The organism is Loktanella sp. 3ANDIMAR09, assembly GCF_001420005.1.
In the GTDB taxonomy this organism is placed as follows: Bacteria; Pseudomonadota; Alphaproteobacteria; order Rhodobacterales; family Rhodobacteraceae; genus Loktanella.
The window spans coordinates 1-22752 of record NZ_LJAK01000004.1 but is presented as its reverse complement, the minus strand read 5'-3'; the positions used below and the strand labels follow the sequence as shown (position 1 = coordinate 22752).

Genomic DNA, 22752 nt, shown 5'->3' with positions numbered 1-22752 from the left:
CCCCAAAATCGCGGCCTGTCCGAAATCAGGAAATTGCGTCCGTTTTGTTAAACGGCAAGATATCAATGCGTTAGCGAGAAAACGGACAGGACGGGGCGCAAAATGTCCGGGCTTGTCCGGTGAATTGTCCGGGGCAAATCGCTCCGATGGACTATCCGTTATCCCGTTTGCGTAAGTTTCCGCATCTGCATTTTTTTCAGATCGACAAAAGCCAAAGAAAAAAGGCCCAAAGGCCGCATTTGCCCAAATCCTGTAACAAAATGTGATTTGCTGATTTTGCGAAAAAACCCCTTTTTTCTGGCGTAGCAGCGCCTCGTGCGCGCATCTCCCCCCCCATCAATGACAAGGCATCCTGTCCAGACGGTGCAGGGTTGTCGTGGCCCACCTCAAGTGGGCCTAAGACAAACCCCTTACCTGACGACAGCGCATCGGCCTGATCGACTCGACAGGAACCCCCAAGTGTCCGACGTCTCGATTTCCTTTCGCGACGGAAACCTCATTCGGTTCCAGGACGTCGCCGAAACCCTCGGATCGAAAAAAGCCCAAGCCGCATTCCGCCGCGGCCTGAACCGCGTCGGAGATACGGCCCGGACCCACACAATCCGAGCCGTCGCAAAACAGGTCGGGTTGACCCAGACAAAGGTCAGGCGGTTCGGTGGCATCCGAACAATCCGCGCCAATAATTCGAATCTGACCTACACGATCCGTTCGACAGGTCGGCACATCAGCCTCCGGGAATTCTCCGCGCGCCAGTTCTCCTATGGCGTCAAGGCAAAGCCGTGGGGGAACCAGCGACGGTTCCAAGGCACGTTCATCTTTGCCGGCAACCATCGTTCAGGACAATTCGTCGGCGGCGGCCATGTGTTCCATCGAACGACCAGCGCCTCCTATCCGATCAAGATGATGTTCGGACCCGCCATCCCGCGCGAGATCATCAAGGACGAAAGCGCAAAGGCGTTCGAGGACAAGTCCCTCGACCTACCCGACCGCATCGCCCACGAGGTTCGCGCCATCACCGACGGTGTCGTCGACTGACGACCCGCACAGCCGCCGCGACCCGCCCCCCCGTTAGGGACCGTTCCCCGGGGCCAACCTATCGCGGTGCGCCGCAGCCCGAAATTCGCGCGTTTTTTTCGTTTTTCCAAATCCGTTTCACTTCAAGAGGTTGCTATGGGCAGACCGGCTGGGCCGCCAAGCGTGACGCTTAAGGAAGCGGCAACGATGGTAGGGAAAAGCACCCGTTGGGTGCAGCTGCGCGTGACCGAGGGATATTTGCAAAAAACGGATCGCGGCCGATACGTGATTTCGGATTTTGTTCAGGGTGTCGTGGCTTACTACGAGGGCCTTGCCGAAAAATCGAACCAGAAGGCCGCAGCGACCAGGTCAAGCGATGCTCGGACTCGTGAGATCGAACTCCGTATCGCCGAGCGCGAACGGCGGCTGATCCCGATTGAGGACGCATCTGCGGTTGTTGCTGACCTTGCAGGTTTGGTGCTGGCCGAACTGACGGGGCTACCCGCCCGGATCACGCGCGACCTTGATCAGCGCAAGGAAATCGAGAAAGCAACAGATGACCTCGTCAGACGCATCAAAGAGCGTGCATCGCAGCGTGCCGACGCTTTACGATCTAGCGGCGTCGATCTGGACCAAGGCTGAACGGGAAAGCCCAGCAAAGTGGGCATCAAAAAACCGCATTTACCCACAGACCGCTGGCATACCCGGCCCGCGTGATCCGTGGCTGACACCGGCGACGGTTCCATTTTCTGATGCGCTGCATAACAGCGGCAACTATCGCGGGCGGTCCTACAAGCGCGCGGTGCTGGCAACATCGGCACAATCCGGGAAATCGGAGGCAATGCTGGACGTAATCGGCGCGCGGCTGGATCAAAAGCCGGCACCGATCCTCTATGTCGGCCCGACCGCTGACTTCAATCGTGACCAGTTTGAGCCGCGCCTGATGGCGCTGCTCGACGAGGCCGATACTTTGAAGGCCAAGGTCGTGCGCGGCCGCAAGATGAAAAAGACCTTGAAGCAGGTTGCAGGCGTGCCGATCCGCCTTGCACATGGCGGATCATCCTCGGCGCTGAAATCGGACCCGGCGGCGTTGGCCTTGGTCGACGAATACGACGAGATGATGGGCAACGTGCGAGGACAGGGCGACGTCCTGGGGCTTGTCGAGGCCCGCGGCGAAACCTACGCCGATTTTGTCACGGGCGTGACGTCGACGTGCAGCCGGGGGCTGGTGGTGACTGAAAAAGACGCGGCCACGGGCCTTGAATTTTGGGCGGTCGCCGCGCCCGAGGACGTGGAAAGCCCGATCTGGCGTCTTTGGCAAGAAGGCACGCGCCACCATTGGTGCTGGCCCTGTCGGCATTGCCACGAGTATTTTGTGCCTCGCCGCGAACGTCTGAAATGGCCCAAGAACGCAACACCGGCGCAGGCCAAGGCCGACGCCTGGGTCGAATGTCCGACGTGCGGTGGCGTCCACACTGAGTCCGATAAGGTGTGGATGAACGAGCGTGGCGCTATGGTTGCGCCGGGGGAAAGCGTCGTCCTGGAAAACGACGTTCCGGTCGTCACCGGCGCACCGGCGGAAACGTCGACGCTTTCGTTTTGGACGTCGGGTCTTTGTTCGCCGTTCGTCAGTTTCGGGCAGCGCGCGGAAACCTATCTGACTGCCAAGGCGTCAGGCGACCACGACCGAATCCAAACGGCGATGAACGCATCGTTCGGCGAGTGCTACGCGATGGCTGGTTCGGGTGATGTGCCCGAGTGGCAAGAGGTCCAACGTCGCCAAGTCCTGCCGTATCGGAAGGGCGAAATCCCGGCCGGTGCGTTGCGTCTGGTCGCGGGCGTCGACGTTCAGGGGTCGTGCCTCTATTTCGTCGTGCGCGCCTTTGGGGCGCGGGGCACGTCTTGGCTCGTTGATTACGGCCAGCTGTATGGCGTGACCTCCGAGGACAAGGTCTGGAATGATCTGACCGAGTTGCTGATGACGACAATCGACGGATGGCAAATCGAGCGTTCGTTTATCGACTCGGGCTTCCGCCCGAACAAGAAGGATCGCGGCGAGGAACACAAGGTTTACTCCTATGTGCGCCGGATGGCTTGGCTTTGCTTTGCGACGAAAGGCCACGACACGCAATCGCAGCCGTATCGCGTCGCAAAGATCGAAGTTGCAAAGGACGGGAGTCGGGCAAAGCGTTCGCTCGAACTGATCCACCTGTCGTCTGACTTCTTCAAAGGGCTTGTGTTCCATCGTCTGGCCTTGCCGCCGGGATCGCCTGGGGCGTTCTATCTGCCCGAGGACGTGACCGAGGACTATTGTCGGCAGTTGGTTTCCGAGGAGCGCATGATCGTGAACGGGAAACCGGTCTGGATTCAGCGCCAGCGGGACAACCACTTCCTCGACTGCGAGGCGATGGCGGCGGCGGCGGCCTATGGCCTGAACGTCGATCGCATCCCTGACGCAAGTGAGGTCCGGGCGGCACCTGAAAAGGCGGCCCCTCCCGTTCGTGAAACCGCAAAAGCGAAAGCGCCGCCCGCAACCGAAAAGCCGGATCCGGGCAAACCGGTTTCCCGCCGATCCCGTATCCGCGGACTAGGGGGGCGCATTAACAAGAGGTAAAGATATGAACCTGATGGGCCGCGTATTTGGACGCGCGGGACGCGCGACGGCTGGGGCCGATGTTTCGACCCAAGCCGGGCGGCGCGGCCCCGCGTTGGCCTCGTTTATGCGGGGCAACCGCGGCCCGGTTTTCCAGCGTTGGAATCCAGCCGCGCGTCGATCGCAAGACGAAATCGGCGCGTCGTGGAAATTGGCGACTGCCCGGGCGGTCGACTCGATCCACAACAGCGGCTGGCTTGCGGGCGCGATTGATCAGGCGACCGCAAACACGGTCGGCACTGGTCTCCGCGTCAAACCCCAGCCCGAAACCGTCGTTCTCGGAATGAGCAAGGCCGAGGCCCGTGAATGGGTGCGGCTCGTCGAAAGCCGGTTCGAGTTGTGGTCCCGAAACAAGCGCGTCTGCGATATCGAGGGGCGGCGCACATTCGGCGAAATGCAGGCGACGGCGTTCCGCCATTGGCTGGCGACCGGGGAAATGCTCGGCGAGGTTGCTTGGCGGGTGCGGGATCAATCGCCGACGGGAACGAAGTTCCGCCTGATCTGTCCGACCCGGCTGTCGCGCCGGTCGGCGCTGCACGAAGGGCTGATTAACGGCGTTCGGATGGATGCCGACGGCCTCGCGCTGTCCTATGAAATCCGGCCGAACCGCGAGGAATGGAACCCGAACGCTTTTCGGACCATCCCGGCAATGGCGGCTTATGGTCGTGCGCGAATGGTTCATGTGTTTAGCGGCCCCCCGGAAACCTGCCGGGGAATTACCCCGCTGGCACCCGTCCTGCAGGTCGTCCGTCAGTTCGACGAACTGTCCGACGCAACGCTTTCGGCGGCGATCATCCAGACCCTTTTTGCCGCGACCATTACATCAGATGGTGCGACCGAGGATGCGCTTGAAGGCCTAATGACCTCGCAAGAGCGCGCCCGGATGGTGTCAGACGGCATTACCCCGATGGAGGTTTATCTTGAGGCCGTCGCTGATTTCTATGGCGATGGAATCTTTGATACCCGGCTGAACGGTCGCGTTTCGCATATTATGCCGGGGCAAAAGCTGGATTTTAAAGCAGCTGAACACCCGAATGGGAACTATCCCGACTTCTCGAAAATGCTTCTTCGTGAAATCGCCCGTTGTCTGGGAATGACCTACGAAAGCGCGTCGGGCGATCATTCGAACGCATCGTATGCCAGCCTGAACAACGGAAATTCGGAAGTGTTCGAGGTCACGAAAGCGCGGCGCGCGCACTTGGTCGCTCCGTTCAGCCAACCCTTTTACGAGGCGTGGTTGGAGGAAGAAATCGAGCGTGGCGATATCCCGTTCCCGGGTGGGATTGTCGGGTTTCTGACAAATCGTCAGGCGGCCTGCCGCGCCGATTGGCGGGGGGCGGCGCGCCCCATCGCAGACGAGACCAAGAAGGCAAAAGCCCACTCGGTTTGGCGCGCGATGGGCGTCATGTCCGAGCAGATGATCTGCAACGACCTCGGGTTCGATTACGAGGACGTGCTGGCCGACATGGAGGAGGCGCAAACCCTGCGCCTTGAATACGGCGTGCCTGAACCGACGCTGATCGGCGTGGGTGGCGGCAATTCGCCCTCCGGGTCGGAAAACGACGACGACGATTCCGACAGCACGGAGGACGACGATGGCTGAACAAACGGCGTGCGAACGACTCGCCCAGCTGAAAAAGGCCCGCGACGATATCGCGATGGGCAAACAGGTCTCCGAAACGCGCTTCGGCGAGGACGGAGTCAAATTCGGCCGGGGCGACCTGGCCGAACTAAACCGGCTGATCCAAGAGGCCGAACGTGAATGCGCAATCGAGAAGGGCAAGCGACCGCCCCGTCGGTTCGCTGTTGCAACAGGAGGGCACCGCCGATGGCCGTGATTTTGAAAGACGGAAACCTGACGCTGACCGGATACGTCGGCGACCATTGGGAATACGCGGGCGATGTGATCATCGACGGGATCACCCAGGCGATGGTTCTTGAGGCGTTGGGTCAGATTGACGACGACGCCCCGCTTACCGTGCGGATCAACAGCGGCGGCGGAATTGCGACGGATGGCGTCGCGATCCGTTCCGCACTCGCCGAACGGTCGGGTCGCACCGACGTTGTGATCGAGGGGATCGCCGCCAGCGCCGCCTCGATCATCGCAATGGCAGGCGAAACGATCACGATGGCGACCGGATCGCAGCTGATGATCCATGACCCGTCGGGTTTCACCTTCGGCACCGCCGACGATCACGACAAAAGCCGGCGCGCGCTGGACAGCATCGCGACCGGCTACGCGCGGGTTTACGCCAAGCGGTCGGGTCAATCCGAGGCCGCGTGTCGCGACATGATGAAGGCCGAGACCTGGATGGACGACGCCGCAGCCGTTGCCGCGGGTTTTGCCGACGCAACCACCGACGAACAGGCGACCGCCGTCGCGGCGTTCCCCTACCAATCGTATGCCCGCGCGCCCCAGCCCCTTGTGGCGATGGCGCAGGCGAACGGATGGCGGCATCCCGCCGCGATGCAAAAGGCGACGGCCAATTCGGCTCCGCCAAAATCCCAACCCACGGAAAAGGAATTTATCGTGACCAACAAAACCGGGGCCTCCGCAGAGACGGAAGCCGAAAAGATCGAGGCCGCCAAGAAGGAGGCGGTCGAAGCTGATCGTGCGCGCCGCACCGCTGTTTTGGCGTTGGACGAGGCAAAGGGCCGCGAGGCCTTGGCCGAACACATGCTGACCGAGACAGAGTCCAGCGTCGACGAAATCAAGGCGATTTTGGCCGCAGCGCCGAAGGCGTCGACGGACGACAAAACGCCTCTGCCGCCGATCGGTGATCGCGCGACGGCCGACGGTGCGGGCAGCGGTCAGGCCCCCCAACGGAAAGCGAAAGCAACCATCGACACGGCGGGGATCTACGCATCGCGCCGTCAACAAATGACGAAAGGGTAAGAGATGGCCTACGAAACCAAAACAGAGGGGCCGCGTTCGCTCGGCTTCGCACTTTCCGAGGCCGAGCATGGCCGCAGCCGCGACGAGGTTACGATCGCGTCGGGTGCGGGCATTCTGCGTCCGGGTCAGGTTCTCGGCAAAATCACGGAGTCCGGGAAATATGTTCCCGCCGATCCCGCCGCGACTGACGGCAGCCAGGTTGCGGTCGCGGTCTTGGGCTACTCAGTCGATGCGTCGTCTGACGATGCGCTGGCCGTTGCGCTGACCCGCGCCGCCCAACTCAAGGGCCCCGAACTGATCTACGACGACGGTGTCGACGACGCCGCCAAAACACAAACCCAGATCGACGAGCTTGCCGCCGTCGGCCTGATCGTTCGCTAAAGGAGGGCCTTCACATGAGACTCGACATTTTCAACGACGACGCCTTCGGCGTCGTGGGCATGACGGCGGCAATCAACCGCCAGAAATACCGCCCCGGCCAAATCAGTGCGACCGGCATTTTCGAGGAGGACGGCGTCACCACGACCACCGTCTATATCGAGCAGCGCGACGGCAAGCTGGGGCTGGTCGAGCCGTCCGAACGTGGCGGCCCGGGCGAGACCACCGCGGACGAAAATCGCGATGCGATTCCGTTCCGCATCCCGCACTACGAGCGTGACGACGCGGTCAAGGCCGACGAAGTCCAGGGCGTGCGTGCGTTTGGGACCGAGGACGAACTGGAAACGGTTCAGGGCCGGGTCGATCGCAAGCTGGCCCGCCACGGCCAAGATTTGCAAATGACGCTCGAACACCAGCGCGTTGGCGCGATCAAAGGTGTCGTGACGGCCAAATCGGGGCGGGTGCTTGAGAACCTCTACACCCGTTTCAACATCGCAACGCCCGCAGCAATTTCGCTTGAACTGGACGTTGATTCGACCGACGTGGGCAAGGTCGTCGACGGTGTGCGTTTCGGCGTCGAGGACAGCCTTGATGACGTTTACGAGGGCCTGCACGCTTTCACCGGCCGCGATTTCCACACGGCCCTGTGGCGTCACAAGTCGGTGAAGGAAACGCTGCTGTCGCACGCGGGTGCGGTCGCGTTGCGCATGGCCGTGCCGGATACGTTCGAATTTGGCGGCGTGACCTGGGAGCGTTACCGCACCGGGAAAAAGGCCTCGGAAGATGCGGGCGCGGCCTACATCGCCCACGACGAGGCTCAGCTGGTTCCGGTCGGTGTGCCTGAACTATTCCTGACCCGCTTTGCCCCGGCTGACTACATCGAAACGGTGAACACCGTTGGCCTGCCGATGTATGCAAAGCAGTTTCCGATGCCGAACGACAAGGGCGTGAACCTCGAAATGCAGATGAACGCAATTTCGATCTGCACGCGCCCCGAAGTCCTGCGCCGGCTGACGCTGACCTGATGGCCGGGTATCTGATCCGGGCGGCCACGATCATTCCGAAGGACGTGGCCGAAATCCCCGAGGGACAAACGGTCGTGGCGGGCCAGCATGTCGATCTGCCGGAGGCCTATGGTTCGCACCTTTACGACCTGAAACTGGCGGTTTTCGCCGGCGACGGCGGAACGCAGGAATCCGACGAGGGCGACGGCGGAACGCAGGAATCCGACGACGACCGCCTCGGCGTGATCGTCGAGGTGATTTCGAACCTCGACCCTGACGAGGACTTCACGCAAGGCGGCTTGCCTGATGTGAAGGCCGTCAACGCGGCGATGCCCGATGGTTCCGAGCCGGTTTCGGCGGCAGAGCGCGACGTCGCGTGGTCGATGATCTCGGCCCAAGTGACGGTAGGCTAACCTTACCCGGGGCGCTGGAAAGCGCCCCGGGCCTTTTCTCCGTTCAAAGGGTTTTCTGATATGGCGGCGCGATTTCAGGCGATACAGGCAAACTCTGCGGCGATCGTCGACGACTTGCTGTCGGAGGAAATTGCCTTTTATCCGCTGACCGGGAACACGCCCGACGCGGCCCGTCAAAAGACTACGCTGCGCGCTGTTGTTCGCATTGGAACCGGCGACAATTCAAGCGTGACCGGCGGGACAAGCCGGGGCTGGGGCACGCGTCTGTCGGCTGGCAAAGGCCAAGCGCATGTGCGGCGCAGCGGGCAGGTGATTCCAGATTTCCGCAAGCACGACAAGGTTCGTCTGGTTGACCGTGTCGGTCAGCCATTCTTTGAAATTTTGACGGTCCACGATGGGCCGTCCGAACGTATCGTTTTGGAACTGGGTGCGACATGAGTTTTGCAAGATGGGCCCTGCGCCGCACCGCCCTTAAGGCCATGCAAGGGAAAACGATTGTTGCCGACAACGTCCTCGACAGCGACTTTTCCGCCCTGACCTTTGGTGCCGATGGCGACGCCCGATCCGAAAGCGAACGGCCGTTCATTCTGATCTACACCGACGACAGCGAGGCCCAGGGCGTCGAAACGCGGAGTCTTCGTCAAAACGGGATGGTCGATTTCGTCTGCGAGTTCGGTTTAGCGACTCCAATGTTTGAGGTCGACCCGGACACGGGCGGGACCATCATCAGCGGCATCAACGTCCCGCTGACGGATGCGACGATGGAGGCAACCCTTGACCTGATCGACGCGGATATCGTCCGGGCGCTGACGGCAAACGATGAATGGGCCGATCTATGGCGCGGCCTGTCGAATTCGGTCAGCAAGATCAAACGGGTCAGAACGACAACGGTCGATCAAGGCATTCGTCTGGCGGCCCGACAGATACGGGTGACGCTGGACGTTTTGCCTGACCCGATCCCCGGGCAACCGATCGCGGCGGCCTCGATCTGGCGTCGCGTGTCTGACGCGATCCGGCAGGACGAACCCGCCCTCGGGCCTGTCGCCGACAGGTTTATGGTCGCCAGCGGTGGCCCGATTGACGAGGTCGTGTCGCAGGGGCTTGGTTTGTCGCGCGTCGCGGCTGATCGCCTTGGCGTCCTGAACCGAGGCGATGAAACTATCGCCATCACCGAACCCGACGGAGGCGAATAGCGATGGCGGGTCCGGTCGATCTAGGTGGCATTCTCAAGGCAATGGATCGGCGCATCGCCGAGTTGGAACGACGCCTGCGAGGTCGTTCCCGCGAGGGCGTTGTCGTCGAGTCTGATCCGGGCGCGGGCCTATACCGCGTCCAGCTGGGCGAGGGTCTGACGACGCCGTGGATTCGGGTTCAGGCGCTATCGTCTGGCGGCGTGCAAATCATGGCCGAGCCAACCGTCGGCCAGTCTGTCACCGTTACCTCGGAAAGCGGCGACCTGACCGATGCGCAAATCGCGCTGTCGTCGTTTTCCGACGCGGCCCCGCGACCGCACGGAAAGTCCGGGGAATTCGCCGTCGCAAAGGGCGGTGTGAAAATGGTCCTTTCCGCCGAAGGGGTCTCCATCGTCGGCGATGTATCTATCACCGGACGACTCGACGTGACCGGTAACGGCGTCAGCCACAACGGCGTGAATATCGGCGATACGCACACGCATAGCGGCGTGACCGCCGGCGCGTCGCAAACCGGAACGCCTTAAACCAAGCGAGGACAATATGGCAAAATCGAACGACACAAAGGCGGCCTACACGGTCGTCCAGGGCGCATGGATTCTGGGCCAGTGGAAAAAGGCCGACGAGGTCGCCGTCCTGACCAAAGAACAGGCCGCCCCGTTCATCGCGGCGGGAGCGATCACTGCGCAGGCGGCAGGTCGCCGGTCACGGAAAGCGGAACCGGCACCGAAGCAAGAGGCTACGGCCGATGGCGGGAATTGATCAGACAACGCTTCGCGCGATCGACGGATGGGATCACGTCCAGCAATCAATCCGCGATATCCTGACGACGAAAATCGGTTCCCGCATCATGCGTCGGGAATACGGCTCGTCCGTTCCTGACCTGATCGGTCGGCCGGCGACGTCGGAAACAATCGTCAAGATTTACGCGGCAACCGCCCTCGCTCTTTCGCAATGGGAGCCGCGATTTGAAATCGAGGGCGTGTCTGTCGAGGGCGGGAGCGCCGGTGTCGTCGCGATCCAGATTGTCGGAAAATATAAGGGCGAGACCGTCGAAGGGCGTATCGCGATGGAGGCGTAATGACCAGCGCAATCAATCTTGCACAACTTCCGCCCCTGGACGTGATCGAGGCGCTGGATTTTGAAACTGTCTTTTCGGAAATGGTCGAGGCGGTTCGCCAGATTGAGCCGAGCCTTTCGGATACGCTTTCCTTGGAAAGCGAACCGATCGTCAAGGTTTTGCAGGCACTTGCCTACCGCGAACTGTTGGTGCGGGCTCGTGTCAACGACGCGGCGCGCGCCGTAATGCTTCCGACGGCCCAGGGCGGCGATTTGGACAACCTCGCGTCGTTGTTTGGTGTCGCGCGCCTTATCGTCCGTCCCGCCGATCCTGCGGCGGTCCCGCCGATCCCTGCGATTTTGGAAAGCGACGCGGATCTGCGACTCCGCGTTCAAACATCGCTCGAGGCCTTGAGCGTTGCGGGCCCGCGGGGCGCTTATGAATTCCACGCCCGATCCGTTGATGGGCGGATCCGGGACGTATCCGTTTTCAGCGATACGCCGGGCCTTGTGTCCGTGATCGTCTATTCCGAGGATCAGGACGGAAACCCGATCGACGCGCCGGTGGCGGCGGTCGACGCAACGCTGAACGGCGAGGCGATACGCCCGCTGTGCGATACGGTCGACGTGGTCAACGCTGAAATTCTGCTGTTCGACGTTGAGGCGGTTATCACCGTGTCAGGTTCGGCCTCGGCGACCGAGGTTCTCGCGAAAGCGCAAGAGTCGGTAGCGGGATATCTGCGTTCACGCCGCCGAATTGGTCGCGTCGTGCCGCGTAGCGGCCTGATCGCGGCGCTGTTTGTCGACGATGTGGAGAACGTGGATCTCGTATCGCCTGCGGGCGACGTTGAACCGTCGGCGACGCAGGTGCCGTTTGCTGGAAACTTTGATCTGACGTGAGGAACGAATGACGGACCTTTTGCCGGATAACGCGACGGATCAAGAGAAGGCGATTGACCGGGCGGTGGGGTCGCGACTTTCTGGAATGTCGGTGCCGATCAGCCAGCTATGGGTCGTGCAGAATTGCCCGGTAATTGCGCTGGATCATCTCGCCTGGACCCTGTCGGTCGACTTCTGGGATCCCGAATGGTCGACAAAAACCAAGCGGTCGGTGATCGCGGCAAGCGTCGGTATTCATCGCGAAAAAGGAACCATCGGCTCAATCCGGCGTGCCCTCGCATCGGCTGGGTATTTCGACGCTGATATCGAGGAGGGCGGGGCGGGATCCCGGATCGGCGACGGATCGCGGATCGGTGACGGGCACCGGATCAGCAACGTCCTCCATTGGGCCGACTATGGCGTCACGGTCAGATCGCCCCTGAACTTGGCGCAGGCTGCTGTCCTGCGGGATATTCTGAACGCTGTCGCCCCGGCCCGATGCCGCCTTGTGCGGCTGACAACATCCGTTGGCCTGACGATCGGTGACGGACACGCCATCGGCGACGGGTCGGCGATGGGCGCAACATACAAATTTGACGGAGTGAACGATGGCTGACCTAGTCCCATTGGCCCATGACGCTGTCTGGGTCGACCAAATCCACGAACGCCAGGACGGCGAATTGCAGCAAGGCGGGCCGCCTGACCTCGCGGCCGATCAGGGACTCGCCAACATTCAGGCCCTGCAACTTGCCCAGCGAACGGCGTTCCTCAAGGACGCCCTCGACCTTCTGATTCCCCCAGGCTTTGCCATGTCCTATTTTGGGGAGACGGCACCGACTGGTTGGCTTGAGGCAAACGGGGCGCTTGTCAGTCGCACGACATACGCGCGCCTCTGGGAGTATGCTCAAGTTTCGGGGGCTTATGACCCGACCGGTGCGCTGGATGGTCATTTTGGCCCGGGCAACGGCACCACGACGTTCAAGCTGCCCGATTTGCGCGGGCAATTCGTGCGGGTCTGGGACAACGGGCGCGGGGTCGATCCAGGTCGAACCTTGGCGTCGTGGCAGGCCGACGAGATCAAGGAACACCGCCACGGTATCAGCCCGGCGGTGGCGTCCGACACGGGAACTGCGGTGCAGGGGCCAGCACAAACAGACGACGGCACCAATGTTTCGCAGACCGAACTTTTTGGTGGCACCGAAACCCGCCCCAAGAACCACGCCCTGATGCTTTGCATCAAAACCTGATCAACAGCCGGGCGACCGGCATCCCCCAAGGAGAAACCCCATGACTACCGAAACCTTCCACGGCGCGCGCGTCTTTCAAGACGCGAACGAGCCGGTCGTTGTATCGTCGGTGAAAACCTCGACCATCGGCATGTTGCAGGCGGTCGACCCGTCGGACCTGCCGTCCGGGGTCGATCTGAATACACCGATCTCGGTTCGAAAGCCCTCGGATGCGGCTGAACTCCCCGATGCGGTCAAAGCCGAACTTGCGACCGTTTTCGACAACAACGGCGGCGAGGTCATTTTGACCTTTGTCGACCAGGGCGAGGACGCCGCGGCCAAGGCGACAAACGCCGCAGGTGACGAAACGACCAAGACAGGCATTCATGCGCTGCGCAAGGCCGCCGCGATGGGCCTGTCGGTTCCCAAGCTGATCTGCCTGCCCGGCGTCGCGCGGGCAACGACCGGGACCGCCGATCCGGTGATCGCCGCAGCAATCAGCCTGACCGACGATCTTCGGGCGCAGATCTACATTGACGGCCCGAATACCACCATTGCGGACGCCAAGGCGGCGGCTGCTTTGATCGGGGCGCAGCGCCGGGTCTGCATGTCCGATCCTGACGTTCTCAAGGCGGTGGCCGGCCAATCCGTCGCGAAACCATCGTCGACGCTGTTCGCGGCGGTTCAGTCCAATCTCGATCGGACGCGCAACGTCGCGTGGCCCGCGACGAATGTGATCGCGAACGGCGTCGTCGGTGTGAACCGGCCCGTCGATTACGGCACGGAGGCCACGGAACTGAACGAGGCGGGCGTGAATACGATCATCAACCGCGGCGACGGGTTCCGCCTTTGGGGGCCGACAACGCTTGCTGCCCAAGAGGCGGGCGGTATCTGGAAATTCGCAAACGTGGTGCGAGCGACAGATTTCGTCAACGAGTCGCTGGAACGCGTATTTATGCGCTTTGTGGGGCGTCCGATTTCGGGCGCAACGCTGCCGCTGATGGTTCAGGCCGGGGCGTTTGCCCTCGCTGACTTCGAGAATGAGAACATTCTCCTGCCGGGGTCGCGCTTTGGTCTGGACACCTCGAATACGCCGACAACCGGGGTTCAGGGCATCATCAAGTTCGGGATGGCCTTTGAGGTTCCCGCGCCGATCTACGACCTGCGGATCACCGCCTACCGCAGTATCGAGATCGGTTACACCGCCCTGTTCAATTCGATCACGGGCACCTTCGACATTGCCGAAACGGCGTAAGGGGAAAAGACCATGAGCAACATTCCTGCCTACATCATCAAGGATTGCACGATCCTCGCCGCCGGCGAAAACCGCATCGGCCAGGTCATGGAAATCACGATTCCGGTCATTGCCAAGGTCACGGAAGAGTTCAAAAACGCCGGGATGATCAAACCGCGCCTCGTGACAATGGCCTACGAGGCGACGGGCTGTTCATTCAAGGAAACGGCGTTTGATCCGACCATGATGAAACTGCTCGATGTCGGTCGTGACGAGCAGCTGATCGCCCTGGGCTACATGCAAAGCGAGGACGGTCGGGAACATCAGGCCCGGTTCGAAATGCGGGCCGACGTTCTCAAGATGGACGGGGGGTCGTGGGCCTCGGGCGGCAAGTCCGAAACGGAATACGACTGCACCGTTCATTCGGGTGCGCTGTTCATCGACGACGAGGAAATCTTCTTTTTCGACGATCACACGGTTCGTATCGGCGGCGTTGAGCAGATGCCGGGCCGCCGCGCTGCGCTGGCGATTTGATAGATACCGGGGCGTGAAAGCGCCCCGGACAATCCCCCTGAAAAGAAAGGCCGCACGATGGTCGAGACACCGCAAGACCCGCCCAAAACGCTGACGATTCCGCTGGCTGATCCGGTCGAACACAAAGGCAAGACCTACGACGCTCTGACGTTCCGGCGCCGGAAGGCCAAAGACCTTGTGGCGATGGAAAAGGTAAACGGCGATTCGCAGCAGCACATGGCACTTTTGGCGTCTATGGCTGACGTTCCGTTGCCCGTGATCCTTGAACTTGACAGCGAGGATTACGAACGAATTACCGACGAAACCGTGGCCCTGATGGGAAAGCGGACGACGGAAACGATCCGGGGTCTCCGTCAGGACGAACAACCGGAGGGGATGCCAGTTTCATCCGAATGATCGCGGAAATCGCAAGGTATCTGCACCAACCAATTAACGAGGTTCTCGAATGGGAGGACCTCGTTTTTTTTGCGTTTCACGCCGAGGCTGTCGCGTTGGTGAACGCCGAACGAAAAAGGGATACCTGACATGGCACGCCTGACCTCCGAACTGGTTCTGCGGCTGATCGACGAGGTCAGCCCAAACGCGGGGCGCGTCCAGCGCGCGCTTGCGTCGACCCGGTCCGAGGTAGAAAAGAACCGGCAGCAGGTTCGCGCGGTATCGCGGCAGATCGGCGGCACGGCCTTGGTCGCAACTGGAGTTGTGGCTGCGCTGCGCAGTCCGGTTCGTGCGGCCATGAACTTTGAGTCGGCAATGGCTGACGTGCGCAAGGTCGCCGACTTTGAGACGGCCGCCCAATTCGACGAATTCCGTGCGTCGTTGCTGGCAATGTCCCGCGACATTCCCCTCGCGGTCGAGGAACTTGCGGCGCTGGCGGCCAAGGGCGGCGAGGCAGGCCTGCGCGGTGACGACCTCCTGCAATTCGTCGAAATGACGGCGAAACTACAGGTCGCATTTGGGACGACCGCCGACGCAGCCGGTGATTTCATCACGTCCGTGCAGGCTGGTCTGAACCTGACGCTCGACGACACTTTGCTGCTGTCCGACGCGGTCAACGACCTGTCAAACAACTTTGCGGCCACCGCGCCCGACATGATGGATTTCATGACCCGCGTCGCCGCCGACGCGGCCGGGTTTGGTTTCGCCGCCGAGGAAGCGGCCGCCTTTGGTGCGGCCATGATCGCGGTGACGAAGAACTCCGAAGTTTCGGCAACCAGCTTCCGCAACATGGGTCGTGCGCTGACCCGCGGGGAAAGCGCGACCAAGCGCCAAACGAACGCAATGTCGGCCCTCGGCCTAGAGGCGGGCGAGGTCGCCCGTCAGATGCAAGAGGACGCGGTCGGGACGACGCTGGACGTGATCGACCGGATCGCGGCGCTGCCCAAGGCGGTGCAGGCGGCGACAATGTCCGACCTATTCGGCGACGAGGCGCGCGCGCTGACGCCGCTTCTGACAAATAGGGAACTTTTGCGCAGCACGCTTTTGCGAGTTGGTGACGAGGCGACCTTTGCGGGATCGGCGTTTGCCGAATTTGCGGCACGTTCGGAAACCTTCGAGTCCGACCTGACCCGGTTCAAGAACACCTTTTACGAACTGACGGTGACGATCGGCGAGGCGCTCTTGCCGATCCTTAGCGATACGATGGACACGGTCGCGCCAATCATCCGGGCGACGACCGCGTGGGCAAAGGAGAACCGGGAACTGGTCGCCCGGATCGTTCAGGTCACGGGCGCTGTCTTTGGCCTGCGGCTGGGCTTTCTGGGCCTGAAACTTGCGGGTCTGCTGGGCAAGGGCGGTGTGCTTTGGCTGACCGCCCAGGGTCTATCTGGAATCGTCGCCGCAGGCCGGGGCATTGCCGTGCCGATTTCGGAGTCGTTGCGCTTGCAATCGGCCCTTGCGGGAATGGGCGGATCAACCGTCACGCGGCTGGACAAGGTTCGCGCGGTCTTGCGCGGGATTGCCGGGATCACGGGAATGTCGGCTGTCGCGTCGGGCCTTGGGTCTGCGGCGGCGGTCGTCGCCGGGATCAGCGCACCGGTCTGGGCAACCGTGGCGGCCGTTGCCGCCGCGATTGGTGCGGCCGGGTTCTTGATCTACAAGAACTGGGACCGGATTTCCGCGATCATGCGGGGCGTCGCGGGCGGGATCGTCGACGGGCTGAAACCTGCGTTCGATCTGATCCGTCCGGTGATCGAGGGGGTCCAGACTCGTTTGGAGTTCCTTCGGGGCATTCTGTCGCCCGTCTTTGATGGGCTCAACAGCATGGCGTCGTCGATCACGGGCCTGTTTTCCGGGTCGTTCTGGTCGCGCACGATCCTGCCCGACAGCGAAAAGGCAAGGGTCGAGGCCAGTGCGCGGGAGATCACCGCAAGGATTGTCGGGGCAATCGTCGGGCTTCCGGTTCGGTTGCTGCAAATCGGTCGGGACGCAATTACGTCGCTGGGCGACGGGATGCGTGAAAAGCTGACCGAGTTGCTCGATTGGGTCAAAGGAATCCCGGGGCGTATCGGCGAGGCGGTCGGGTCGATCAACCTCGGCAGCGCGATCGTCGGCAGCATCGGGGCGACAAGCGGATCATCTGTTCGGTCGGACACTCGTCGGCGGCGTCGGGCGACGGGCGGCCCGGTGCGGGCGGGCGTTCCCTATTTGGTCAACGAGCGAACCGCGCGGTCAGAAATCATGGTGCCGTCAACCAGTGGGGCGGTCCTGACCGTATCGCAGGCCAAGGCGGCGCTGCGGTCGACCATGCAGGGCGTGGCAATGTCGCCGCGCCCTGGGGTTTCTGGTTTGTCGTCAGCGACGGCAACCGGGGGTGGATCCTCCCGTTCGATCAACGTCCGTTTCGGCGATATCAATATCACCGGGGCACCGGGCGGCAGCGTCGAGGATTTGGCGAAGGCGCTTGGCGACCAAATCAGCGCCCAGCTGCAATACAACTTTTCCGATTGAGGGTAAGCAATGACCGGACCAACCGTTATGGCGCTGGGGCCTTATGCGTTTACGACGCTGGGCTTTGGTTTCCAGGGCCGCACAACCGCGACCGAAACGCCCTGGGCCGAAATATCGGTCGCTGGCGGTCCCGATCAAATGCAATGGCTTGGCGGAAAAGGCACGTCCCGGAAGATCCGGGGCGTGCTGTTCTCTGAATTCGGCGGGCAGGCATCGCTTGAGGGCATCAAGGCGTCGGCGCAAAACGGAGTCGCGCTTCCGTTGGTGTCCCTTGGGAATTTTCCGTTCAACGTGTTCGGCATGTATGTCGTGACGCGCGTATCGGAGGACGAGGATTTCATTGATCGAAACGGCCGCGCGGGGCGGAACGCCTATGAGATCAGCCTGACAAAGCGTCCATCGGGCGGGGTAGGGACGGCGGGTTCACTCCTGTCGCTGATCTTCTGATGGCCGGCCAAGTTCTAAGCGTGGCCGGCGACACGGTCGACCTGATCTGCCGCCGTCAATATGGCGATGAATCCGGGTTCGTTGAGGCGGTTCTGAACGCAAATCCGGGACTTGCCGGCTTGGGCCCAATCCTGCCGGTCGGAACGCCGGTCAGGCTTCCCGACCTTCCCGATCGACCTCAAGCGTCGGTCGAAATCGTGACCCTTTATTGAGGCAATCATTGTGCGCCCTGTCTGCGATATTTTCATCAACGGCGTCCCTGTGTCGGGCTTGTTCCGGGATCGCGTTGTCGCTTGTGTCGTCAGCGACCGCGAAGGGCTTTCATCCGACAGCCTATCGGTTGAACTGACCGATGATCCCCCCGCGCAAATCCCGTCGCTTGGCGACGTGATTTCCTGTCGGATGGGATACGGCGCGGACCTGGTCGATATGGGGCAATACATCGTCGACGGGGTCGACGTGTTCGCCTTGCCCGGAAAATTGCGCCTGACGGCGACGGCGGCTGATCTGACCGGAAAGGTGAAAAACCACGTTCAACGAAATTGGGACAACGCCAGCATCTCTCAAATCGTCGGCGACATTGCGACTGACCTCGGGCTTGAGTCAAAGGTCGCGCCGGAGATCGGCGGGTTCTTGTATTCGTGGATCGGAATGATCGGCGAGTCTCCGATGCACTTTCTTGAACGCTTGGCGGGACGGCACGGCGCGCTGTTTTCGATCAAGGGGCGAACGCTGGTCTTTGCCATCCGCGGGGCGGGGATCGCGCCGGGCGGTGCGCCCCTGACGCCGACGGTTATTGGCCCCGGCGATATTGTCCCGGGATCACTGATGTTCCGCACGTCCAGCCGGGGAAGCTACGGCAAGGTGGTTGCGTCATATATGGACCGATCGGGGGCCGCGCGAAAAGACGTGTCGTTTGAGATCGACCCGGAAAACGCTTCGGTTTTCCGTATCGACCAGCCTCTTGCCTCCGAGGGCGAGGCCTATCGGGCGGCCCGTTCCAAGGCGGATGAATTGCGGCGGTCGCTGCTTGAGGTTCGCTGCACTATCGTCGGTCGCCCCACAGCCCGGGCCGGCGCACCCATCGTCTTTGCAGGGTGTCGCGTCGGAATGGATGGCCGTGAGTTCATCCTGTCCGGTGCCGAGCATCGTTTTGGAAAAGACGGATACACAACGGATCTGACCGGAACCGTGAAACCGGTCGCCCTGGCGGCGCAAGACGAGGTGACGACGATATGAGCCCAGACGAAAAGCAAAAGCTGGATGATCTGCATGATTTTTTCCTCAAACCCCGCGCGCCGGGCAAGCCGTCCCGGGCGGCGCAGATTGATGATCTGCTTGAGGCCGTCCGGGCGGGGAAACTGACCGCCCGCGCCGTGCTTTGGCTGGCTGGGGCGGCGATCAGCATCGCTGCGGTTTTGCGCTTGCTCGGAGGGATGAAATGAACCGGCTTTTCTACGCGGCCCTGACGGTCGCGATCCTCGTTGGTGCCGCTATCTTGGCGATACCGTCCAGCCTGTTTCTTCGGGATATCAGTCTGACGGTGGACGGCAGGACCGTGCGCTATGTGCGCGAAACGCCTTTCGGCGACGTAACGGCAGAATGGCACGCCGAAATCACGTTGATCGACGGTGACGGTTTTGAGTGTGCATCCGGCCCGTGGGCGGTCGCCACATATCAGCAAATACCGGGAAACACTGTCACCTATGATCTTGGTTCTTGGGCTGACAAGTGCATCGAGGCTGGCCCGCCATTCTACCTGACCACGACCCGGCGCGTGTTGCTGTTTGGCGTGATCCCGCTGCGCAAGATGGTTCAACGCACCGAGGTCGAGGGCGAGCGGCCCGCACCGACGATCGACGACGTGACCATCATCGTGGTGCCCGGCGAGCAATAGCTGAAACTCACCACCGATTTTCACCGGCCCTGCGTAAGCGGGGCTTTTTTTATGGGAGAATGACGATGCTTTCACAACGCGAACGCACGCGGGTGCTGCAAACAGCACTGGCAGAGCTTGGCTTCGATCCGGGCGGAATCGACGGCTGGTATGGCGGCCTGACTGACGCGGCCGCACGCGACTTCATCGCGTCGCTAGATCCTGTCCCAGCGGTTCGCCCGGTCAAATTCAAAGGGGCGGCCAAGCGTCTGGATGACCTGGACCTGCCGCGCATCGGCGCAACGATCGGCGTGGGCGAGGACGAGATCCACGCGGTCATCGAGGTCGAGACCGCTGGCGGCGGGTTTGATCGGGAGGGGCGGGTGCGGATGCTATTCGAGCCGCATGTGTTCTGGCGCGAGCTTGGCCCCGGCCCGGAGCGTGACCGCGCCGCTGCAGCTGGTTTGGCTTATCCGCGTTGGGGACAGCGCGCCTATCCGCGCGACAGCTATCCGCGCCTGCTCGCTGCGATCGAGATCAACGAGGGCGCGGCGCTGCGGTCGGCATCCTGGGGTCTCGGTCAGATCATGGGGTTCAACTGCCTGATGGCCGGATATCCCGACGCGCGGTCGATGGTCGAGGACTTTGCCGAGGACGAGGATCGGCACCTTGCCGCGATGGTGAAATTCATCGTGTCGGCGGGTCTGGACGACGAGCTGCGCCGGCATGACTGGCGTGGTTTCGCGCGGGGCTACAACGGCTCCAGCTACGCGACCCACGGCTACCACACCCGTCTGGCTGCGGCCTACGCCAAATGGGCGCGCATCCCTGACACACCTGTTCCAGCAATGGCCTAAGGAGGGCCTGCAATGTCAAACCCAAACAAAAGCCTGCCCCCCCTGAATCCCCTGTTGGCGCGGTCAACGCTTGCGGCGGCCCTGACGATCGTCGGTCTGATCGGCCCCTTGATCGGCGGCGGCCTTGGCGAAATCGCTGCCGAGATTGTCGCAAACGAAGAGTCGATCCAGGACGGCGCGGAAACGGCCGTAAACGCCATCAACGCCCTGCTCGGCTTGGCCGGGGGCGTGTGGTTTTGGATCGAGCGTCGCGCGCCGAACAATCGGCTGTCGTTCCGCAAAGAATGACTCCGCATCGCCGCGCCCTTCGGGGCGCGGTTTCCGTAATTTCAAGGGGTAGATCATGGCGATCACGCTGACCGTAAAAAGCGACATTCGAGAGGCCAGTTTCACGTCGCCGCCGTTTCGACCGCTGATTGCCTTGGTGTCAGGCGATGGCAGCGCGGGCTCAATCTACCAATCGACCGCGTCGGTGCCTTGGCTTGCCGACGGCGTCGCGATCGCGGGCGAACGGGGCAACGATTACACCGTGACGCCCGACAAGGTCGGGGCGGAAATCTCACAGTTGAACGCGCTGGTCGTCGATCCGTCGCTCGAATTCGTTTCGGTCGGATCCTCTACCGCGACCTTCCGCCTGTCGGTGAATCAAGGAAGCGCGCTGCGAAGCGCGACGGTCAATCCCGATGGGACCGTGACGGTCAACGTCGATGAAAAATCAATTCTGTCTCTTGTGGATGGAAATCTGAAATTGGAAATCCTATGAGCAACACCCAGCAAATTGAATTGGTGACAACAGCGGCCCTTGCGCAATTCAACGTCGCCAAGCCGCGCGCCGCCGTGGTCGCGGCCAGCCCGATCAATCATCCGCGCAGCGGCCTTACCTCTGTGGACGGTGTTGCGATCGCGGACGGCGACCGCGTTCTGTTGCCCGCGCAATCTGACCCGGAGAAGAATGGCGTCTATATCGCGGCGGCGGATGCTTGGGGCCGCGCGGCTGACCTGTCAGCCCCGGCCGATTTTCTGGGCTCGAGCATCTACGTCAGCCAGGGCGATACCTTGGCGCGTCGGGTGTTCTACGTCACGTCCGAGGTTGCGACGGTCGACACCGATCCGGTCACGCTGATCGTGACTGAGACGGGCGATGACATTCTGGCGGCGATCGCTGAACTAGAGGCGCAGACGGCGTCGGCTGTTGCTGCGGCAGAGGCGCAGACCGCACAAGCGCTGACCGACTTTGATGCGGATGCGAATACCGCGCTGTCCGAATTTCAAGTGCAGGCGGCACAAGCAGCGGCGGGTCTGAATTTCGCCGCGACCATCGATCCTGCGGCGGTCAACCCGGTGGGCGGAAACGGCGGGACATACACGACGATTGCCGACGCGGTTGCGGCGTCGTCACCGGGTCAGCGGGTTGTTCTGAACCTGCCCGGTGGTAGCGCAGGGTCAGTGCCGTTTGCATCTGATGTGGATATTGAGGGCAATCGCCACTTGGTCCTTGTCGGACCCAAAAACAACCCGGCGGTCGTGAACCACACTGTTAAGGACATATCGTCGCGCAACGCCCTTTGTGGCTTTCGTATGTTCGACACCTGCACGGTGACCACAGTAGAGGTCCAACACACCCACGGCGCGCTCGCTATTCCGGGTCAAAAGTTCCGCGAAAATACGTCGGTTTACACTGGCGAGACAGGCTGGATCGGCGGCGTCAGCCTGTATGATTTCGGTTTCTCGGGTGAGCAGGAAGCTTGCCTGATCGGGTTCAACGGGGTGGCGTGTGCGAGGGTGGTTCTCAGGAGCGGCACGCTTTCGGGTGTCGTGACGGGCATCGGTCGCACAGTACTCGTTAATCCATTCGTCATGGCAGGAACGCAGGGTGTTCAGTTGCAAAACGGTGCGGCCATGCTCAATCGCTTCAGCCTTGGCGGCAACATCGTTGGGACGGTCTGATATGCCCGAAATCATGCTGAACGTCACGGACGGCGACCGGTCCGTCTATTCCGTCACCCGCGCCGAGGCATTAGCCTTGGACTATGCCGAGGCGGCAATCGCGCAGGCCGAGGCGCGCGCGGCGGCACAGGCCGCGCGCGATGCGATCCGGGGCCGGATCGACCAGACGGCGGGCGATGTGCCAAGCCTGCTGGGCACT

31 protein-coding genes are annotated in these 22752 nt (G+C 61.9%); 30 read left to right on the top strand and 1 reads right to left on the bottom strand.

What is annotated here, in order from left to right:
- The first annotated feature begins 339 nt into the window (after window positions 1-339).
- From AN189_RS07305 to AN189_RS07175, 27 genes are all read left to right on the top strand, one after another.
- Complete coding sequence (locus tag AN189_RS07305; protein WP_253279573.1) at window positions 340-1035, top strand: phage tail protein; 696 nt, start codon at window positions 340-342, stop codon at window positions 1033-1035.
- Between the two features lie 162 nt (window positions 1036-1197).
- Window positions 1198-1656: a hypothetical protein gene (locus tag AN189_RS07300; protein WP_157057413.1), complete on the top strand. Its 459-nt coding sequence runs from the start codon at window positions 1198-1200 to the stop codon at window positions 1654-1656.
- Window positions 1571-3628, top strand: a complete 2058-nt coding sequence (locus AN189_RS07295) for a terminase gpA endonuclease subunit (protein WP_083484300.1) — start codon at window positions 1571-1573, stop codon at window positions 3626-3628. Before AN189_RS07300 ends, AN189_RS07295 begins: the two co-directional genes overlap by 86 nt.
- A gap of 4 nt (window positions 3629-3632) precedes the next feature.
- The gene (locus AN189_RS07290) at window positions 3633-5270 is read left to right on the top strand and encodes a phage portal protein (protein ID WP_056033408.1); all 1638 of its coding nucleotides are present in this window, start codon (window positions 3633-3635) and stop codon (window positions 5268-5270) included.
- The gene (gene gpW, locus AN189_RS07285) at window positions 5263-5505 is read left to right on the top strand and encodes a gpW family head-tail joining protein (protein ID WP_056033405.1); all 243 of its coding nucleotides are present in this window, start codon (window positions 5263-5265) and stop codon (window positions 5503-5505) included. The genes AN189_RS07290 and gpW overlap by 8 nt, the downstream gene beginning before the upstream one ends.
- The gene (locus AN189_RS07280) at window positions 5496-6563 is read left to right on the top strand and encodes a head maturation protease, ClpP-related (RefSeq protein ID WP_056033403.1); all 1068 of its coding nucleotides are present in this window, start codon (window positions 5496-5498) and stop codon (window positions 6561-6563) included. Before gpW ends, AN189_RS07280 begins: the two co-directional genes overlap by 10 nt.
- 3 nt (window positions 6564-6566) lie before the next feature.
- A complete protein-coding gene (locus AN189_RS07275; RefSeq protein WP_056033400.1) occupies window positions 6567-6944 on the top strand; it encodes a head decoration protein in 378 nt (125 codons plus the stop codon).
- Window positions 6945-6958: 14 nt separating this feature from the next.
- Entirely contained in the window at window positions 6959-7966 is a 1008-nt protein-coding gene (locus tag AN189_RS07270; RefSeq protein WP_056033397.1) for a major capsid protein, read from the top strand.
- The gene (locus AN189_RS07265) at window positions 7966-8358 is read left to right on the top strand and encodes a hypothetical protein (RefSeq protein ID WP_056033394.1); all 393 of its coding nucleotides are present in this window, start codon (window positions 7966-7968) and stop codon (window positions 8356-8358) included. The genes AN189_RS07270 and AN189_RS07265 overlap by 1 nt, the downstream gene beginning before the upstream one ends.
- 60 nt (window positions 8359-8418) lie before the next feature.
- On the top strand, window positions 8419-8796 hold the full coding sequence (locus tag AN189_RS07260; protein WP_056033391.1) for a hypothetical protein: 378 nt from the start codon (window positions 8419-8421) through the stop codon (window positions 8794-8796).
- Window positions 8793-9551 (top strand): hypothetical protein, encoded by a 759-nt coding sequence (locus tag AN189_RS07255; RefSeq protein WP_056033388.1) that lies wholly within the window; start codon window positions 8793-8795, stop codon window positions 9549-9551. The genes AN189_RS07260 and AN189_RS07255 overlap by 4 nt, the downstream gene beginning before the upstream one ends.
- Before the next feature lie 2 nt (window positions 9552-9553).
- A complete protein-coding gene (locus AN189_RS07250) occupies window positions 9554-10075 on the top strand; it encodes a phage baseplate assembly protein V (protein WP_056033386.1) in 522 nt (173 codons plus the stop codon).
- 16 nt (window positions 10076-10091) lie between these two features.
- A complete protein-coding gene (locus AN189_RS07245; RefSeq protein ID WP_056033383.1) occupies window positions 10092-10310 on the top strand; it encodes a hypothetical protein in 219 nt (72 codons plus the stop codon).
- Complete coding sequence (locus tag AN189_RS07240) at window positions 10297-10629, top strand: GPW/gp25 family protein (protein ID WP_056033380.1); 333 nt, start codon at window positions 10297-10299, stop codon at window positions 10627-10629. Before AN189_RS07245 ends, AN189_RS07240 begins: the two co-directional genes overlap by 14 nt.
- Complete coding sequence (locus tag AN189_RS07235) at window positions 10629-11507, top strand: baseplate J/gp47 family protein (protein ID WP_056033378.1); 879 nt, start codon at window positions 10629-10631, stop codon at window positions 11505-11507. Before AN189_RS07240 ends, AN189_RS07235 begins: the two co-directional genes overlap by 1 nt.
- A 7-nt stretch (window positions 11508-11514) precedes the next feature.
- Entirely contained in the window at window positions 11515-12102 is a 588-nt protein-coding gene (locus AN189_RS07230; protein ID WP_056033375.1) for a phage tail protein I, read from the top strand.
- Window positions 12095-12733 carry a phage tail protein gene (locus AN189_RS07225; RefSeq protein ID WP_083484298.1) on the top strand — a complete coding sequence of 213 codons (639 nt, stop codon included), beginning with the start codon at window positions 12095-12097 and terminating at the stop codon, window positions 12731-12733. The genes AN189_RS07230 and AN189_RS07225 overlap by 8 nt, the downstream gene beginning before the upstream one ends.
- A gap of 40 nt (window positions 12734-12773) precedes the next feature.
- Window positions 12774-13967, top strand: a complete 1194-nt coding sequence (locus AN189_RS07220; RefSeq protein WP_056033369.1) for a phage tail sheath subtilisin-like domain-containing protein — start codon at window positions 12774-12776, stop codon at window positions 13965-13967.
- Window positions 13968-13979: 12 nt separating this feature from the next.
- Window positions 13980-14480: a phage major tail tube protein gene (locus AN189_RS07215; protein WP_056033367.1), complete on the top strand. Its 501-nt coding sequence runs from the start codon at window positions 13980-13982 to the stop codon at window positions 14478-14480.
- A 57-nt stretch (window positions 14481-14537) separates the two neighbouring features.
- Window positions 14538-14876: a phage tail assembly protein gene (locus AN189_RS07210; protein ID WP_056033365.1), complete on the top strand. Its 339-nt coding sequence runs from the start codon at window positions 14538-14540 to the stop codon at window positions 14874-14876.
- Window positions 14877-15005: 129 nt separating this feature from the next.
- A complete protein-coding gene (locus tag AN189_RS07205) occupies window positions 15006-17426 on the top strand; it encodes a phage tail tape measure protein (RefSeq protein ID WP_056033362.1) in 2421 nt (806 codons plus the stop codon).
- A 9-nt stretch (window positions 17427-17435) separates the two neighbouring features.
- The gene (locus AN189_RS07200; protein WP_083484297.1) at window positions 17436-17873 is read left to right on the top strand and encodes a phage tail protein; all 438 of its coding nucleotides are present in this window, start codon (window positions 17436-17438) and stop codon (window positions 17871-17873) included.
- Complete coding sequence (locus AN189_RS07195; RefSeq protein WP_056033353.1) at window positions 17873-18085, top strand: tail protein X; 213 nt, start codon at window positions 17873-17875, stop codon at window positions 18083-18085. The genes AN189_RS07200 and AN189_RS07195 overlap by 1 nt, the downstream gene beginning before the upstream one ends.
- A 247-nt stretch (window positions 18086-18332) precedes the next feature.
- Window positions 18333-19112: a phage late control D family protein gene (locus AN189_RS07190; protein ID WP_172794876.1), complete on the top strand. Its 780-nt coding sequence runs from the start codon at window positions 18333-18335 to the stop codon at window positions 19110-19112.
- On the top strand, window positions 19109-19318 hold the full coding sequence (locus AN189_RS07185; RefSeq protein ID WP_056033348.1) for a hypothetical protein: 210 nt from the start codon (window positions 19109-19111) through the stop codon (window positions 19316-19318). Before AN189_RS07190 ends, AN189_RS07185 begins: the two co-directional genes overlap by 4 nt.
- Window positions 19315-19770, top strand: coding sequence for a hypothetical protein (locus tag AN189_RS07180; RefSeq protein ID WP_056033344.1), 456 nt, complete (start codon window positions 19315-19317; stop codon window positions 19768-19770). The genes AN189_RS07185 and AN189_RS07180 overlap by 4 nt, the downstream gene beginning before the upstream one ends.
- 65 nt (window positions 19771-19835) lie before the next feature.
- Entirely contained in the window at window positions 19836-20606 is a 771-nt protein-coding gene (locus AN189_RS07175) for an N-acetylmuramidase family protein (protein WP_083484329.1), read from the top strand.
- A 63-nt stretch (window positions 20607-20669) separates the two neighbouring features.
- On the opposite strand, the gene AN189_RS19120 is transcribed toward AN189_RS07175, so the two are convergent.
- Window positions 20670-20981: a hypothetical protein gene (locus AN189_RS19120; protein WP_172794875.1), complete on the bottom strand. Its 312-nt coding sequence runs from the start codon at window positions 20979-20981 to the stop codon at window positions 20670-20672.
- On the opposite strand from AN189_RS19120, the gene AN189_RS07165 reads away from it, so the two are divergent.
- The 3 genes from AN189_RS07165 to AN189_RS07155 all read left to right on the top strand — a co-directional run.
- A complete protein-coding gene (locus AN189_RS07165) occupies window positions 20950-21369 on the top strand; it encodes a hypothetical protein (RefSeq protein ID WP_056033339.1) in 420 nt (139 codons plus the stop codon). The genes AN189_RS19120 and AN189_RS07165 overlap by 32 nt on opposite strands.
- A complete protein-coding gene (locus tag AN189_RS07160) occupies window positions 21366-22553 on the top strand; it encodes a hypothetical protein (protein WP_056033337.1) in 1188 nt (395 codons plus the stop codon). Before AN189_RS07165 ends, AN189_RS07160 begins: the two co-directional genes overlap by 4 nt.
- 13 nt (window positions 22554-22566) lie before the next feature.
- On the top strand, window positions 22567-22752 hold a 186-nt coding region (locus AN189_RS07155; RefSeq protein ID WP_216597729.1), incomplete at its 3' end, for a hypothetical protein.

Excerpts from the sequence above, each read along its gene's own strand:
- AN189_RS07305 (WP_253279573.1), top strand. The coding sequence starts at position 340 with ATGACAAGGCATCCTGTCCAGACGGTGCAGGGTTGTCGTGGCCCACCT.
- AN189_RS07295 (WP_083484300.1), top strand. The coding sequence starts at position 1,571 with ATGACCTCGTCAGACGCATCAAAGAGCGTGCATCGCAGCGTGCCGACG.
- AN189_RS07290 (WP_056033408.1), top strand. The coding sequence starts at position 3,633 with ATGAACCTGATGGGCCGCGTATTTGGACGCGCGGGACGCGCGACGGCT.
- gpW (WP_056033405.1), top strand. The coding sequence starts at position 5,263 with ATGGCTGAACAAACGGCGTGCGAACGACTCGCCCAGCTGAAAAAGGCC.
- AN189_RS07280 (WP_056033403.1), top strand. The coding sequence starts at position 5,496 with ATGGCCGTGATTTTGAAAGACGGAAACCTGACGCTGACCGGATACGTC.
- AN189_RS07275 (WP_056033400.1), top strand. The coding sequence starts at position 6,567 with ATGGCCTACGAAACCAAAACAGAGGGGCCGCGTTCGCTCGGCTTCGCA.
- AN189_RS07270 (WP_056033397.1), top strand. The coding sequence starts at position 6,959 with ATGAGACTCGACATTTTCAACGACGACGCCTTCGGCGTCGTGGGCATG.
- AN189_RS07265 (WP_056033394.1), top strand. The coding sequence starts at position 7,966 with ATGGCCGGGTATCTGATCCGGGCGGCCACGATCATTCCGAAGGACGTG.
- AN189_RS07260 (WP_056033391.1), top strand. The coding sequence starts at position 8,419 with ATGGCGGCGCGATTTCAGGCGATACAGGCAAACTCTGCGGCGATCGTC.
- AN189_RS07255 (WP_056033388.1), top strand. The coding sequence starts at position 8,793 with ATGAGTTTTGCAAGATGGGCCCTGCGCCGCACCGCCCTTAAGGCCATG.
- AN189_RS07250 (WP_056033386.1), top strand. The coding sequence starts at position 9,554 with ATGGCGGGTCCGGTCGATCTAGGTGGCATTCTCAAGGCAATGGATCGG.
- AN189_RS07245 (WP_056033383.1), top strand. The coding sequence starts at position 10,092 with ATGGCAAAATCGAACGACACAAAGGCGGCCTACACGGTCGTCCAGGGC.
- AN189_RS07240 (WP_056033380.1), top strand. The coding sequence starts at position 10,297 with ATGGCGGGAATTGATCAGACAACGCTTCGCGCGATCGACGGATGGGAT.
- AN189_RS07235 (WP_056033378.1), top strand. The coding sequence starts at position 10,629 with ATGACCAGCGCAATCAATCTTGCACAACTTCCGCCCCTGGACGTGATC.
- AN189_RS07230 (WP_056033375.1), top strand. The coding sequence starts at position 11,515 with ATGACGGACCTTTTGCCGGATAACGCGACGGATCAAGAGAAGGCGATT.
- AN189_RS07225 (WP_083484298.1), top strand. The coding sequence starts at position 12,095 with ATGGCTGACCTAGTCCCATTGGCCCATGACGCTGTCTGGGTCGACCAA.
- AN189_RS07220 (WP_056033369.1), top strand. The coding sequence starts at position 12,774 with ATGACTACCGAAACCTTCCACGGCGCGCGCGTCTTTCAAGACGCGAAC.
- AN189_RS07215 (WP_056033367.1), top strand. The coding sequence starts at position 13,980 with ATGAGCAACATTCCTGCCTACATCATCAAGGATTGCACGATCCTCGCC.
- AN189_RS07210 (WP_056033365.1), top strand. The coding sequence starts at position 14,538 with ATGGTCGAGACACCGCAAGACCCGCCCAAAACGCTGACGATTCCGCTG.
- AN189_RS07205 (WP_056033362.1), top strand. The coding sequence starts at position 15,006 with ATGGCACGCCTGACCTCCGAACTGGTTCTGCGGCTGATCGACGAGGTC.
- AN189_RS07200 (WP_083484297.1), top strand. The coding sequence starts at position 17,436 with ATGACCGGACCAACCGTTATGGCGCTGGGGCCTTATGCGTTTACGACG.
- AN189_RS07195 (WP_056033353.1), top strand. The coding sequence starts at position 17,873 with ATGGCCGGCCAAGTTCTAAGCGTGGCCGGCGACACGGTCGACCTGATC.
- AN189_RS07185 (WP_056033348.1), top strand. The coding sequence starts at position 19,109 with ATGAGCCCAGACGAAAAGCAAAAGCTGGATGATCTGCATGATTTTTTC.
- AN189_RS07180 (WP_056033344.1), top strand. The coding sequence starts at position 19,315 with ATGAACCGGCTTTTCTACGCGGCCCTGACGGTCGCGATCCTCGTTGGT.
- AN189_RS07175 (WP_083484329.1), top strand. The coding sequence starts at position 19,836 with ATGCTTTCACAACGCGAACGCACGCGGGTGCTGCAAACAGCACTGGCA.
- AN189_RS07165 (WP_056033339.1), top strand. The coding sequence starts at position 20,950 with ATGGCGATCACGCTGACCGTAAAAAGCGACATTCGAGAGGCCAGTTTC.
- AN189_RS19120 (WP_172794875.1), bottom strand. The coding sequence starts at position 20,981 with ATGTCGCTTTTTACGGTCAGCGTGATCGCCATGATCTACCCCTTGAAA.
- AN189_RS07160 (WP_056033337.1), top strand. The coding sequence starts at position 21,366 with ATGAGCAACACCCAGCAAATTGAATTGGTGACAACAGCGGCCCTTGCG.